The organism is Aquimarina sp. AU474 (assembly GCF_900312815.1).
Lineage (GTDB): Bacteria > Bacteroidota > Bacteroidia > Flavobacteriales > Flavobacteriaceae > Aquimarina.
On record NZ_OMPE01000007.1, the window covers coordinates 42,294 to 57,103 of the forward strand.

Annotated in this window: 16 protein-coding genes; 15 read left to right on the plus strand and 1 reads right to left on the minus strand. The window is 31.2% G+C overall.

Translation table 11 applies throughout. The features are described from left to right. Positions 1–48 precede the first annotated feature (48 nt). The 7 genes from DK508_RS06840 (at position 49) to DK508_RS06870 (ending at position 7,772) form a co-directional block, all read left to right on the plus strand. Positions 49–1,305, plus strand: a complete 1,257-nt coding sequence (locus DK508_RS06840; protein ID WP_109300565.1) for an ABC transporter permease — start codon at positions 49–51, stop codon at positions 1,303–1,305. 178 nt (positions 1,306–1,483) lie between these two features. Beyond that, the gene (locus DK508_RS06845; protein ID WP_235016310.1) at positions 1,484–2,443 is read left to right on the plus strand and encodes a S41 family peptidase; all 960 of its coding nucleotides are present in this window, start codon (positions 1,484–1,486) and stop codon (positions 2,441–2,443) included. Positions 2,444–2,623: 180 nt separating this feature from the next. Then, positions 2,624–3,508: a LysR family transcriptional regulator gene (locus DK508_RS06850; RefSeq protein WP_109300012.1), complete on the plus strand. Its 885-nt coding sequence runs from the start codon at positions 2,624–2,626 to the stop codon at positions 3,506–3,508. 76 nt (positions 3,509–3,584) lie between these two features. After that, positions 3,585–4,529 carry a YeiH family protein gene (locus tag DK508_RS06855; protein ID WP_109300013.1) on the plus strand — a complete coding sequence of 315 codons (945 nt, stop codon included), beginning with the start codon at positions 3,585–3,587 and terminating at the stop codon, positions 4,527–4,529. A 273-nt stretch (positions 4,530–4,802) separates the two neighbouring features. Further along, complete coding sequence (locus DK508_RS06860; protein WP_109300014.1) at positions 4,803–6,092, plus strand: hypothetical protein; 1,290 nt, start codon at positions 4,803–4,805, stop codon at positions 6,090–6,092. 322 nt (positions 6,093–6,414) lie between these two features. Beyond that, positions 6,415–6,891: a glycohydrolase toxin TNT-related protein gene (locus tag DK508_RS06865; protein WP_109300015.1), complete on the plus strand. Its 477-nt coding sequence runs from the start codon at positions 6,415–6,417 to the stop codon at positions 6,889–6,891. Between the two features lie 44 nt (positions 6,892–6,935). Continuing rightward, positions 6,936–7,772, plus strand: a complete 837-nt coding sequence (locus DK508_RS06870) for an alpha/beta hydrolase (protein WP_109300016.1) — start codon at positions 6,936–6,938, stop codon at positions 7,770–7,772. 12 nt (positions 7,773–7,784) lie between these two features. On the opposite strand, the gene DK508_RS06875 is transcribed toward DK508_RS06870, so the two are convergent. Next, on the minus strand, positions 7,785–8,519 hold the full coding sequence (locus tag DK508_RS06875) for a hypothetical protein (protein WP_109300017.1): 735 nt from the start codon (positions 8,517–8,519) through the stop codon (positions 7,785–7,787). A 487-nt stretch (positions 8,520–9,006) separates the two neighbouring features. Here DK508_RS06875 and DK508_RS06885 point away from each other — a divergent pair, with 487 nt between their 5' ends. From DK508_RS06885 to DK508_RS06920, 8 genes are all read left to right on the plus strand, one after another. Next, the gene (locus DK508_RS06885; protein WP_109300019.1) at positions 9,007–10,083 is read left to right on the plus strand and encodes a hypothetical protein; all 1,077 of its coding nucleotides are present in this window, start codon (positions 9,007–9,009) and stop codon (positions 10,081–10,083) included. 94 nt (positions 10,084–10,177) lie between these two features. Beyond that, on the plus strand, positions 10,178–10,672 hold the full coding sequence (locus DK508_RS06890; protein ID WP_109300020.1) for an FHA domain-containing protein: 495 nt from the start codon (positions 10,178–10,180) through the stop codon (positions 10,670–10,672). Positions 10,673–10,772: 100 nt separating this feature from the next. After that, a complete protein-coding gene (locus tag DK508_RS06895; RefSeq protein ID WP_109300021.1) occupies positions 10,773–11,342 on the plus strand; it encodes an SRPBCC family protein in 570 nt (189 codons plus the stop codon). Between the two features lie 61 nt (positions 11,343–11,403). Then, the gene (locus tag DK508_RS06900) at positions 11,404–11,970 is read left to right on the plus strand and encodes a Crp/Fnr family transcriptional regulator (protein ID WP_109300022.1); all 567 of its coding nucleotides are present in this window, start codon (positions 11,404–11,406) and stop codon (positions 11,968–11,970) included. A 75-nt stretch (positions 11,971–12,045) separates the two neighbouring features. Continuing rightward, positions 12,046–12,690, plus strand: a complete 645-nt coding sequence (locus tag DK508_RS06905; RefSeq protein ID WP_109300023.1) for a hypothetical protein — start codon at positions 12,046–12,048, stop codon at positions 12,688–12,690. Further along, entirely contained in the window at positions 12,687–13,226 is a 540-nt protein-coding gene (locus DK508_RS06910) for an AAA family ATPase (RefSeq protein ID WP_109300024.1), read from the plus strand. Before DK508_RS06905 ends, DK508_RS06910 begins: the two co-directional genes overlap by 4 nt. A gap of 1 nt (position 13,227) precedes the next feature. Further along, positions 13,228–13,608 (plus strand): hypothetical protein, encoded by a 381-nt coding sequence (locus tag DK508_RS06915; RefSeq protein WP_109300025.1) that lies wholly within the window; start codon positions 13,228–13,230, stop codon positions 13,606–13,608. 87 nt (positions 13,609–13,695) lie between these two features. Continuing rightward, on the plus strand, positions 13,696–14,793 hold the full coding sequence (locus tag DK508_RS06920; RefSeq protein WP_235016312.1) for a serine hydrolase: 1,098 nt from the start codon (positions 13,696–13,698) through the stop codon (positions 14,791–14,793). Positions 14,794–14,810 lie beyond the last annotated feature (17 nt).

The following is a 14,810-nucleotide window of genomic DNA, read 5'->3' on the forward strand; positions in this document are numbered from 1 at the left end:
CAAAATAATAAAACCCCTTTGGGGAAATCTAAGCATTTCACCCAGGCCATATTAACTTACTTTAGAATACTTAAAGAGAGTTTTAATTTCGCTATTAATGCACTTATAAACCACAAATTCCGTTCTTTTTTATCGCTTTTGGGTATTACCATCGGTATTTTCTCAGTTATATTGGTTTTGGCAGGTGTAGATAGCTTAAAGCAAGAGATTGAAGGGAGTCTTAGTGGTATCGATAAAAACACAGTCATTGTAATGAGATTTCCTTTTACTCCAACAGACATTCCGCAATGGAAATGGCAGCAATTTCCAGATGTAACTTATGATGAATACCGAAGTATAAAGCGAAATACCCCTAATCTTGAAGCGGCTACTTTTGTGATGCAAGTTCCTCTTAAAATAATTAAGACCGACCATGCTTCGGCATCTAATGTGAATATTGCGTCCATTACCTATGAATATGCAGATATCGAAGAACTTAAAATAGCACAAGGCCGTTTCTTTACTGAATCTGAATCTGATAGGGGTTCTACTCTTATTGTTATAGGCGATGAAATCGCAAATTCATTATTTGGTTCTGCCAAGCAAGCAATCGGCAGGAAAGTCAAGTTGTATGGTCGGAAATTTACCGTAATTGGAGTACTTAAGAAAGAAGGAGCAGCTTTGGGAGATTATTCAAAGGACAACTTTGTTTTAATATTGACAAATTTTGCAAGAAAAATTTATGGAGATAATAACCGTACCACATTCCCTCGTATTATTATTAAACCTAAGAAAGGCATAGATATGGCAGAATTCCGTGCTATTCTTACTCAGCGTTTTCGTTTAATGCGTGGTTTGAAACCAGATAATGTAGATACTTTTTTTGTTAATCAAATGAAGGGGGTTACTGATGTAGTAGATAATATAACCAGTACTTTAAACCAAGTAGGATTATTAATTAGTAGCTTTTCCTTATTGGTTGGAGGCTTTGGAATAGCCAACATTATGTTTATGAGTGTAAAAGAAAGGACCAACCTTATAGGAATACAGAAATCTCTTGGGGCTAAGAATAAGTTTATATTATTACAGTTTTTGTTTGAAGCCGTTATTCTTGCAATTATCGGAGGCTTGATAGGTATATTCTTAGTGTTTTCAGTTTTCTGGTTGGCATCTCAGTTAACCGGAGAGTTCGAATTTATACTGTCGTCTGCAAATATCTTGATTGGAACGGTAGTTTCCTTGGTCATTGGATTAATTTCTGGAATTCTTCCTGCGGTTTCGGCATCACGCTTGAATCCTGTAGAAGCGATACGAAAAGGAATGTAATACTGAGAAATACACAAGACCATTATTCAACATTTTTTCACTATTAACCTTCATTATAAAATGATAAAATGAAACTAAAATATAAATTCAACATAAAACACATCAATAACATGGTAACAATTTACTATGTTCGGGCACCTATATAAAAAGTCTAATAATAAAGTTGTAAATGATTACCATGAAAAACCTAAAATCTCTTTTTATTCTAAGTTTATTTGTATTGATATCCTGTAATTCTGATGATAATCCTGGAACCGACACTCGGATTTCAGCTTTCCTTAATAATTTGGTGGATCAGATGCAAGCTAACTCAATGAATCGAAATACTATTGACTGGGACGATTTCCGAAATCAAGTTCTAAATAAAGCTTCAGATGTGCAAGATATTAATCAAGCAGATGAAGCACTTCGTCTCGCATTGCAATTGCTTGAAGAAGATAGTAGTTTTATTATAAAAGAAGACGGAACATTTATTGCCGGTTTTGAGCTAAATTGTGATCCCACTATCATCTCCCCCGTTACTGTTCCGGATAATATAGGATACATAAAAGTTGAACCGGACACTGGCGATGCTTCTGAAGAAATAGCATTTGCCCAAGATATTCATGATGACATTAAAAATCAAGATAACTCAAATATAACAGGATGGATTGTTGATTTAAGAAATAATAGAGGTGGTTACTTATGGTCGATGCTAGCAGGTATAGGCCCCGTTTTAGGAGAAGGAACAGTAGGCCATTATATCGACCCCGATAATGAGACGCGTGCTTGGTCTTATTCAAACGGATCTGCAATGATAGATCAAAATCCTATAGTATCTGTACCAAATCCTTATAACCTTGTTAATGCTAACCCTAAGGTGGCTGTTTTACTTAATAGTGCAGTTGTAACTTCAGGAGAAGCTCTCGCCATAGCTTTCATAGGCAGAAACAACACCAAAAGTTTCGGAAGTTCTACCTGCGGGATAACGGCCTCCAATTCCACATTTTCTTTGATTGATGGTTCTGAGTTATTTTTAGCAACAACTTCTATGGCTGATAGAAATAAAAATATATATGGAGCTATACCTGTAATTCCTGATACACCTACTACAGACGAAAATATAATCCAAAAAGCTATAGAGTATATAAATAACTAAAAAAACAAAGTGCACAATACTATGTAATTTTGATCTTGGTAAATCGCTAGCCTTTGCTTACGCTATGCAAGCGATTTACCAAACAAAATATATACTTAACATTGGTAATAATGATTTTGAATATGTAAACCTAGTTGTCTAACTTTGGATTTCTTACTCCTTACCAAAGTACACAAGCTAATGAAAACCAAGTTATATATATTTAAAATTGTTGCTAAACATTTGAGTTTTACAAAAGCTGCAGAGCAATTATATATTTCGCAACCTGCCATATCCAAGGCTATTAAAAGTTTAGAGCAAGAATATAAAACAACGTTTTTTATTCGAAAAAGAAACTCAATAGAAATGACCAAGGAAGGAAAGTCGTTTCTTATATACGTTAAAAAAATCCTGGCCATCTATTCTGAAATGGATGAACAGTTTATACACAAGAAAGAAACCTTTCCTAAATTAATAAACTTTGGAGTAAGTACAACCTTATCTAACTACATTATCCCTAAAATAATTTCGAAATTTAGAATACAATTTCCTGAAACAAAATTTAACATAATCAGTAATAATTCTGAAAACATAGAAAATTTATTATTAAATGAAGAAATTGATTTCGGAATTATTGAAGGAAGTATTTCGAATCCAAAATTACAATTTGAAAAATTTATTAAAGATGAAATTGTTCTCGTAACCAATGCCAATAATAATTCTTTAAAAAAAGGCGGTATCGATATCGAAAAATTACAAACAATTCCAATGATTGAACGTGAAAAAGGTTCTGGAACCAAAGTAATAATTGACAAATTTTTATTGGAACATAATATCAAAAAGCTTAATACTGTAGTAACTTTAAACAGTACTGAAGCTATTAAAAATTATTTATACAATTCTGATGATTATGCACTTCTTTCAATTAATGCTATCACTGAGGATTTGCTAAACAGCAAACTCAAAATCATAGATATCAAAGATTTAAGTATCGAAAGATGGTTTTTTTTCGTAAAAAGAACAGGGTACCTTTCAAATACAATAGAATATTTCGAAAAATACATTCGACTCAATTATAACTTTTAGTTATTTCATATAACTAATTAATTTGCTTAAAAGTTATTAATTCAATCTATTTTTGTATCAATTACTTCTAAATGATATGAGAGAGATTTGTTCAAAAACAGTTTACTTCCTTATAATTATTGTTGCCCTTTTAGGTATTATAAACAGTCCAATCGCATTATTTCTAGGTTTTATATATACACTCATTTTCAATAATTCATTTAAAGCATATAGTCATAAAGCAATTCATTATTTTCTAAAAATTTCGGTTGTAGGGCTAGGTTTTGGGATGTTGATTAACGAAACTTTAGAAACGAGCAGAGAGGGATTAAGTTTAACTATATATTCAATATTTTTCACCGTATTGTTGGGTTTATTACTAACAAGGTTTATGCGATTAGATTTAAAACTAGGGCATCTAATCACATCTGGTACAGCAATTTGTGGCGGAAGCGCAATTGCTACAATTTCTCCAGTAATTAAAGCCAAAAATAAAACTATAAGTATAGCTTTAGGTATCGTAATTCTATTAAACTCTATTGCGTTGTTTGTGTTCCCTGCAATCGGCCATTTTCTAAATTTAACACAAGAACAATTTGGCTTATGGTGCGCTATTGCCATACATGATACAAGTTCGGTAGTTGGTGCTGCGTTGGGTTACGGAGACGAAGCTTTGAGAATAGCAACAACGGTAAAGCTATCCAGAACTTTGTGGATTATTCCTTTATCAATTTTTTCAATGTTTCTGTTTAAAACAAAAGGAGAGAAAATAAAAATCCCCTACTTTATCATTTTATTTATTGTTGCGATTATTATTAATAGTTACCATATTTTACCCGAACCAACTACTAATTTTATTGTATTAATGGCCAAACGATTATTAGTAATAACATTGTTTCTTGTGGGTTCTACTATTTCTATAAGAGATTTGAAATCTAACGGAATCAAACCTATTGTGTTGGCATTTACTTTGTGGATTTTTATTTCAATATTTTCATTAATATATCTTAAACTAGCACCAGTTTACAACACCATTTTATAATACATATTCTTCAGGATATACATCATATACAAGCCTTTGTGCACATCCGTATCGTAAATTGCCCGTTGTGTATGCGCTCGGAAAACCCTACAGATTTGCCTCAGGTTCGTTTTCTTTTACTAAATTAGTTCTAGCTAACACAATTAACCATCCATCAATGTATTATCCAATATTTGAAAAAGTTTTATGTTCAAAAAAATAAAGATAAAGACATCAATTCTAAAGGTTTTTTTCTGGTTTTACGTTAGCACAATTTTTGTTTTATTCGCATTAATGTTCTTTTTAATATTACATAAAAGTGGATATTCAATAGATGCTACTACCAAGGTTTTTCAAGATTTTGTATTTAATATGTTGACCAAACCTTTATTTCATCTAATAGCAATCATTCCATATCTTATTTTTCTTTTGATAAAAAGTATCATACATGACTATAAGCGAAATAAAATAAAAGGGGTATTAAAAGGTTCTTTTTTTAAAATTGCTCTTCCCATTACATTGCTTCTTACGGGAAATTTGATATTACAAAGCTATCGATCATCTGAAGTATTAGAGTATACCTGGGATGCTGCTGTAGAAAACAACTTCGCCAAAGTAAACAATTATGACTATATCGATAATAAGCAAAGAGGTATTCATGTATTTAACATAAGTAAAAATATAGAAGATATTGAACAGCTTAAGACTAATAATTTTGAATGGATTACTCTTACACCATTTATAAATCAAGGTGATTATAATAAACCATCGTTAGGTTTAATCTCTGATAGTGGTTATAACAACATACTAAAACGTTATAAATCAATCAAAGAAGAATGTGATAAATTTGGAATAAAAATAATGCTAAAACCTCATATTTGGTTGACAAAACTGGAAGATGGTAAATGGCGATCCGATATTGAAATGGAAACTGAACAAGATTGGGATACATGGTTTAAAAATTACAATCAAATCATATTAAATTATGCAAAAATCGCAGAAGAATTACAACTAGAACAATTCTGTATAGGTACCGAATTAGAAACTACTGTTTATAAAAAACCTAATCAATGGAAAGCTCTAATACAAAAAGTTAAAACAATCTATAAGGGAAAATTGACATATGCCGCTAATTGGAATAATGAATATAAAGAAGTACCTTTTTGGGATGAGTTAGATTATATAGGTATTCAAGCCTACTTTCCGTTAAGTGTGAAAGATGTTCCAACACTCTTAGAATTAGAAAACCATTGGATAAAACATGCAGAAGAAATAGCGTTGGTGAGTTCAAAGTTTCACAAACCTATTCTTTTTACAGAATTAGGCTATAAATCCATCCAAGGTACTTCTAAAAAACCATGGGAATGGAATGGTGTAAAAAATATGTATTCAAAAATTTCTAAAAAAGAACAACTCCTATGTTACCAAGCTTTTTTTAATACCATTTGGAAAGAGCCTTGGTTTCATGGCATTCATATCTGGGAGTGGCAAGGTCATGGTACATCAGATGGTAATAATGCTAACTTTACTATAGAAGGTAAACCATCGCTAAATCTTATTGCAAAAAAATTTAAAATTGATTAACAATAAAACCGTGTAATACTTAGACTTATCGATTAACCAAATAGAGTGTATTATCTTGACAATAAAATTGACTATAAAACAAGGTTTTTACATAGATTAAACCACTAAAAAATCCGGAAGCACTGAATATCATATACATAGAATCGTTACTCTATAGATCGACAATCTTTATTATATTTAGCCTTGTGTACAACTAAAGAAAAAACATGTTCAAAAAATTTTTCAAAAAAAAACTACCGCTAAGCAAGAGAATACTAATACTTCCAAAATCGATTGGCATATCAATGAGTCTATTTTAACTTTCGACACTGGAGAATCTTTTATGCACTACTTTGATTTAAAAACTGAAATAGATAAGAATAATCCAGCTTGGCAAAATCAAGGAATGTTTTTCTGGAAAGCCGATGAAGTATTTGAAAAAAAATCTCTTCCTGATGATTTTTTGCAATACGAGCAAAAAACATTTTTATTGAGTGAAATTCCAGAATATATAGATATCGCAGCAGGTAAAGCAATGCCATGGTTCGGGAAACCTGGTGGTGGAGATAAGTATTTTTTTAAATACGAAGATAGTCCTATAACCATTGAGGAAGCACGTAAATTAAATGTTATAACTTATTTTAATTATGTAACACTTCATGAAAATAACCTATCAATACTAAATGATAGAGATAGTTACATATTTCAACTTGATAAAACAATAGAGTTTAGAGATAAAGAATTCTATTATGCCAATGATAAAATCTCTTTATCTGATTTATATCACAAAGGGTTGCTCAAAATTTTAGAAATTAAATAGTAGTAAGAAATATACACTTAATATTGTAGTCAATTAAAAAACAAATGAAGATCAAAGGAATATTTTCAACAGTCATAGGTTTATTTTTATGCAGTTTAGTTTTTGCTCAAAATAAAAACATATCTAATAAAATAACTCCACTCACAATTGGAGAAAAAATTGAATTTCAATCAAAAACCCTTAATGAAAATAGAATTATAAATGTGTATTTACCCAATGGATATTCAAAAGATACATTAAAAACATATCCAGTCATATATCTATTAGATGGTAGTATTGATGAAGATTTTATTCATATTTCAGGAATTGTACAATTTGGATCTTTTTCTTGGATTAATATGATTCCTGAATCCATTGTCATTGGGATATCCAATATAGATAGAAAAAGAGATTTTACTTTTCCCACTACTAACAAAAAAGATAAAAAAGAATTTCCCACAACCGGTGAATCAGAAAAATTTATCGAATTTATTAAAGCGGAATTACAACCCCTTGTTAATAAAAAGTATAAAACAAATGCAAATAAAACACTGATTGGACAATCACTTGGTGGGCTTTTGGCAACAGAAATTTTGTTTAAAAACCCAGAACTATTCAACAATTTTATCATTACAAGTCCTAGCTTATGGTGGGATGACGAATCGTTGCTAAAATACAAACCATCTACTTATAACACTAAAAAATCGATTTATATAGCAGTGGGAAAAGAAGGAAAAGTAATGGAACGAACTGCCAAGGAATTACACAATAAATTAAAACTATCAAAAAACGAAAAAACGAATTTATATTTTGAATTTTTCGAAAAGCAAAATCATGGGAATGTACTACACTTAGCTGCGTATAGTGCATTTGAAAAAATATTTAAAACAGAAAAAAAGTAACAAGCCCAATTACTACCGCTTCTTTTTTGTAAAACCTACAATCTCATAACGATCTCCTACTTTTTTTAGAACTAATTTGGGGCTATCAAATCCCATATCTCTATTATTTTGCAAGAGTATTTCGGCCATACGTACCGAGATCTTTTTGGATAAAGAATAAGTCTTCATAAAAGTCTCTGGGTTTAAAGTAAGATTTGTAGGATAGATCAATGTTATATTATCTTTAAAAAAAAGAGGAAAAGAGCTATTAGTCTCTAACCAACCAACGGCATAATTTGTAGGATCTAATGTTGAGATATCGACATTTGTAAAATCGATTAACTCAATATTTTCTTTATCGATTAGTTGTTTCCTTATTTTGGGTTTAATTCCTTTTTTACTGTAACCAATTAGCCTGATACCTCCTGCTGATTCATTGACAGAAAAATATATGCGATCTGATCTATGTTCTTTAAGCCAATTATGCATTAGCGATTCGTTTGCAACACTAAGTTGGTCTTTTTTTCCATCATATAAGGTGGTGAAATTGGCTTTTATTTCGTTGATCCAAATTGTATTATCATTACTATTAGCAATCGACCCAAAATTAAATGACTGATCCAGAAGAGCAGTAATTACCCTATGTTTTCTGATATATTTTTGTGATGATCTTGTATCAAAATCAATTAGTTTTTCTGGCGAAAATTGCCCAAACAGATACACAGGAGTCCATAATAGTATAACAATATAAAATTTCATTTTTTTCATTAATATGCTATTCATTATTCACCATAATACCAAAAGATATGCCGCAATCCAAAACACGATAAAAAACGATTTAGAATACACCCCATACATCAATATCTAATTATGATGATTTTAACGTATTACCACTGACAAAATGTTCTTTTATGATGAACAAATCCACTATAATAAAAATCATTAAAACATTTAATATTCTTTTCCCAGTTTTTGCTCTTTTCAAAATTAATTTTAAAACAATAAACATCAAAATTAAAAGATAAACTCCATATTTATTTGAAAGTTTACTACTTTTATTTCTCACACAGACCATCACTCCCCCCCCCCTAGTCAACACAGTAATAGTATAATAAAACAAATAATTCTAAAGGTAAAAAATGAAGAATCTATTAATAAAAGAAGTAATAGGAATGGGATTAGAAATTAAATATTTTTAAATTTTAAAAAATTGTAACCCATGCAAATTAAATAACATAGTTAAATATCTAATCTAATGAACAAATTCTCTCTAATTATTATATTCCTAACTTTTTATGGATTGGTTCATGGGCAAAACTGGAATAACTCTGCTAATCGGTATCTAGAGGAATACAAAAAATATCAAGATGCTAACTGCCCTATTTCTACAGACAGTATAAAACACTTTGTTTATTTTTTAAAAGAAAGAAAACAAATTATTGATCACCCCTTTTTAACTCATTCTCGGTTTTTAGGAGCACAAATCATGTATGCATGGAAAGATCTAGAACCTGAAAAAGAAACCTACGATTTTTCTGAAATAATACAGGATATTGAATACCTCAATAAACATGGCAAAAAACTGTTTATTCAATTACAAGATGTCACGTTTTATACACGTAACAAAGCGGTACCAGATTACCTTCTATCAGGCGAATATGATGGTGGAGCTGTAATGCAACTCAATGATATCGGAAAACCAGAAGGCTGGGTTGCAAAACGGTGGAATAAAAAAGTTAGAACACGATTTGCACTATTGTTACAGGCATTAGGTAAAGAATTCGATGGTGTAATTGAAGGTATCAATCTGCAAGAAACTGCTATAGGTGTAAGTAACAAAAATGATGATAGCTTTACAAATCAAAAATATGTTGATGGGGTAAAAGCAAATATGCTCTCCCTAAAAAAAGCATTTCCTACGTCAACAACAATGATATATGCCAATTTTATACCAGGAGAATGGTTACCTTGGGAAGACAAAGGGTATCTGCGAGGTATTTATCAATACGGAAATGAAATCGGAGTCGGTCTTGGAGCGCCTGATTTAATGATTACTAGAAAAGCTCAGCTTAACCACCCGCTGGCAATGATGCATGAGGGAGATTTTAAAGTTCCACTAGGAATAGCCATTCAAGATGGTAATTATGTTGGAAAAACAGGTGCCGATAAAGATTATAATGAAAATAAAGATACTGGCGATACGTCACGAAAAAACAAAGTACCATTGCTTCATGGATTTGCAAAAGATTTTTTAAAAATAGATTATATGTTTTGGGTAAATCAGGCACCTTATTTTGAAAAAGATGTTCTACCTTGTTTTGGTAATAAATAAAATTACTGGTACAACAACATATAGTAGTTTTATGAACTATGATCCTCTACTGCTCTAGTACAATGACTGTTAGTATGCATAAAAGAAGGTAATTATGAATGAAAAAATAATAGCAGGTATAATTGGCGGGATAGCCGGAGGAACGATCAGTCTTATTTCGTCATATATTCTCGCCAAAGTAAAAATGAAACACGAGATCAAAATTTGGAATACAGATTTTGCTGTAAACTATTCAAAATTACTCATCGAAAATCCTGATGCTGCGGCTCAACTTGCTAGACAATTCGCTATTGGGTTACTTATTGTAAGAGATAGTGAAGGTAAAACAGCATCAAAACACTTTATCCCCTATCAATGCAAGGTATCGGTTGGAAGAAAGGAGGATAATGATATTGTTTTGGTTGATGAAACAGTATCTAGAGATCATGGAGTGTTCTTTTACCGAGGTAATAAAGTCATGTTTCAAGAATTTTCTCCTTTGAATGAAACAACAGTAAATGGAAACTCGATTAAAAAACTTTGTCACTTAAAATCGGGAGATACCCTAATTCTAGGAAAAACCATCCTCGAATTTGAAGAATTAAAATAACTACTCGTTAAGAAAATCTAGTCACTAATTCCATTTTTGACAATATCACGGTTTGTTCTTATTAATTCATTACATTTATAGTGAAACAAATCTCTTGATTATGAAGTATTTAAAATATTTATTATTTCTAGTGATTATACTAGTACTCGTATTTATTGGTAAAGGACTTTTATCTCCTACGGTCTTTTATGAAAGTGAAGTGGTAGTCGACAAACCAGTAAACGAATCTTGGGCCGTAATGCAAGATGAATCGAATTTGCCCAAATGGATAAAAGGGTTTAAAAAAAGTGAGCTTACTAGTGGCACAGCAAATACCGTTGGAGCGGTTTCTAAAATTTATATTGAAGAGCAAGGCCAAGAAATGGTAATGGAAGAAACCATAACAGCAATACAACCTAACGAGCATCTTGCTATGAGTTTTACCATGGATTTTATGGATATGGATTACGAGATCTTTTTTAAGGAAAAAGAAGGTAAAACTGTTATTTCTTCAAAATCAACCACTGCTGGTAATGGTATGATCAATAAATCAATCGTTTCATTTATGTCTGGCGCAATGAAGACACAAGAGGATGAAAATCTAAATAGTTTAAAAAAACTTATCGAAGAAAACACCAAGGATTATTTTCCTAAAGCGGTAATCGATACTACAAATGTATCTGTAGAATGATTAATGATATCTTTTTTAATAATCTTGTCATTTTGTTGTGCCCTATATTTGCTGGCACCTAATGAGTCATCCAATTACCACATATCTTAAAACTAATGGCGATTATTCTCCTCAAGAATTAGAGCTTCTTAAAAATTCATTAGAACATAAAATTCTAGAAAAAGATGAGTTTCTTTTAGAAAAAGGTGAGGTTTGTTCTTGTATATGCTTTGTAGAAAGCGGTGCTGTGCTTCAATACAAGATAAATTCTGATATGGATCAGGTTGTCATCGACCTCAACATATCTAATGATTGGGTGATCAATCACAAAAGCTTCACTTCGCAAAGACCATCCGAATATAATATTAAAGCTTTTGAAAAAACTACAGTCTATATACTATATATCGAATCTATACATCGTTTAATTGCGCAATCTCAATCATTTTTACAAATGGGTAAACTTTTGGAAAATGCGGTGTCACGAATTGATTTTTTCGATAATAACAATACACCCGATGAAAAGTATATGTTTTTATTAAAAAACAAACCAGAAATCCTTCAAAAATTCCCGCAAACCCTTATCGCATCCTATTTAAAAATCACACCCGAAACTTTAAGTCGAGTACGAAAAAGACTTTCTAAAGTGTAATCATTTATTGATTACGATCAAGTGCTCATTTTATCGAATCCATTGATATTTGGTTTTCAATTTAAAATCAAGAAAATGGACAATTCTTTTTACAAAAGCACAGGTATTTCTCTTATTTTAGGTGCGTTACTTATTATCATTACAATGATACTACATCCTTCTGGTGGCAGTATTGCACATATTATCAAAATTTCGCAAACTATTACCATAACTCATTCGCTTGCCATATGCAGCCTTCCTATTATTTTATTTGGATTCTATGGTCTTACCATACGTATTTTGGATACACGTAGATTATCGGTATTGGCTTTTATCACTATATCATTTAGTCTTATTGCAGCTATGTTTGCGGCACTATTTAATGGGTTAGTACTACCCTATTTCTTGAATCAATATGCAGATAGATTAGATCAAAACATTGATATCCTAAAGCCCATAACCAATTTTAGTTTTGCAATAAATACCTCTTTAGATTATATTTTTATTGTGGCTTGTTGTGTTGCAATACTCTTATATTCATTTATAATTTTATTAGAGAACAAATTTCCTAAATGGATAGGATACTTAGGGATCTTTATTACACTTTTTGCAGTGATCGGTGGATTTACTAGTTTTGTATTCACAAGTCTTACAGGTTTTAGAATATTCACTTTTAGCATTGCCTTCTGGATTTTATCTAGTGGTGCTTTATTATTTATCACAGGTAAACAAGTTAAATGAAAGTACTAATTATAGGTGCATCAGGTTCGGGAACCACAACATTGGGAAAAGAAATAGAAAAGAGAACCCATTTTGTTCATTTGGACACAGATAATTACTATTGGAAACCTACAAAAGTTCCTTTTCAGGAAAAACTACCACTAGTCATTAGAAATGAAAACTTAAAATCTGATATTCGAAAATTTAAAAATGTGATTATTAGTGGTTCTATGATAAGTTGGGGGAAGGAATGGGAAACAACATTTGATCTAGTAATATTTATACATCTCCAGAATGAAAAAAGAATAGAAAGGCTTAAAGAAAGGGAAATCCAACGCTATGGAGAAAAACTTCTAACCGATAAAAACATACTACAAAAATCCAAAGCTTTTTTAGAATGGGCTAATCAATATGAAAACCCGAATTTTGATGGGAGAACACATAAAACTCACCTCAACTGGTTAAAGAAGCTAAAATGCACAGTTTTAAAAATAGATGGTGAAAAGAAAATGCATACCAAAATAGAAATTGTACTTTCAAGAATTAATACAAGGTAATATGTATTCAAAACCAAAAACACTCTTTTTATTTGATGGGATTGGTGCTTTGCTATCGGCATTAATTTTAGGCAGTGTTTTTCCTATGTTTATACATGTCATAGGGTTACCTGTGGACATATTGTATTTTCTGGCTTTTTTTCCTGTAGTTTTTTTAATCTATGACATATGCTGTTATGTATCGGTTAAAAAGAAGTTTCGTAAATGGTTAACCGGTATAGCCATTTTAAATCTTTTGTATTGTGGTATATCTATTTGGAGTATTTGTTCTCATTATGAACACCTCACTCCTTTGGGGTTCGTTTATTTTTTATTAGAAATAACCATTATTGTTGTTTTGGTCATAGTAGAATTAAAAGTAGCGTCCAGAAAGAATATCTAATCCATAATAACCACAAATGGTATAAAATTGGCTCAATAATTGTGGCCTATATGATCTGTTTATTTCTAATTTAAAAAGATGATCATCATGTTTAAAAACACCATCTTACCCATTGTTTTTACTCTATTAATCAACACATTATCCTTTGCGCAGGATACCTATACTTATGTGCAACCAGAAAAACTCAATGATGGGTTAAAAACAAATAATATTAAATCATTAAATATAGATACAACCAGAATCTATCATTTTTTCAACCAAGCCAAAAATGGAAAGAATAAGCTACATAGTGTATTATTGGTCAAAGATGATCAAATAATCATCGAAGAATATTTTAATAATACTACAGCAGATATACCCCACGATCTTCGATCAACCACAAAAAGTATACGATCTATCTTAATGGGCATTGCCATTGACAAAGGATTCATAGATAACGTTAATGATCCTATATCAAAATATCTCAAAAATCCAATTCCGCAGAAAAATATCGACGATAGAAAAGAAAAAATTACGATCAAACACCTACTAACTATGTCTACCGGGCTTGAATGCAATGACTGGGATAAAAAGTCAAAAGGACAAGAAGACAAAGTGTACAGAAAAAAAGATTGGCTTCAATACACTCTTGATTTACCTATGGTTAATGAACCTGGTACGGTTTCTAATTACTGTTCGATGGGTGCAATGCTTGTTGCCGAAATAATAAGTCAAGCTTCAGGTATGACAATAGATAAATTTGCCGACACCTATCTGTTTAGCGAATTAGGTATCACCAATATACGTTGGGGACACACATCCGACAAAAAAGTAATCCCGTCTGGCAAAAGATTATATATGACCTCTCGAGATATGGTAAAACTTGGCTTATTAGTTCTACATCAAGGCAAATGGAATCAAAAACAGATTGTTTCGCAACAATGGATCGAAGAAGCTACTACTCCAAAAACAAAAATTACGGGTATAGATTATGGTTATTTATGGTGGAATATCCCGTTCAAAATAGATAATAAAGTAGTTATTTCTAAAACAGCTACTGGCAATGGAGGGCAATACATTATGGTCATTCCAGAATTAAATATGGTTGCCGTTTATACTGGAGGCGCATATAATTCTCAAGAAGATAAATTACCTTTTGCCATTACGAAAGATGTTTTTTTACCAACATTCGATACTCAAAAATAACTTGACCTACATATGAG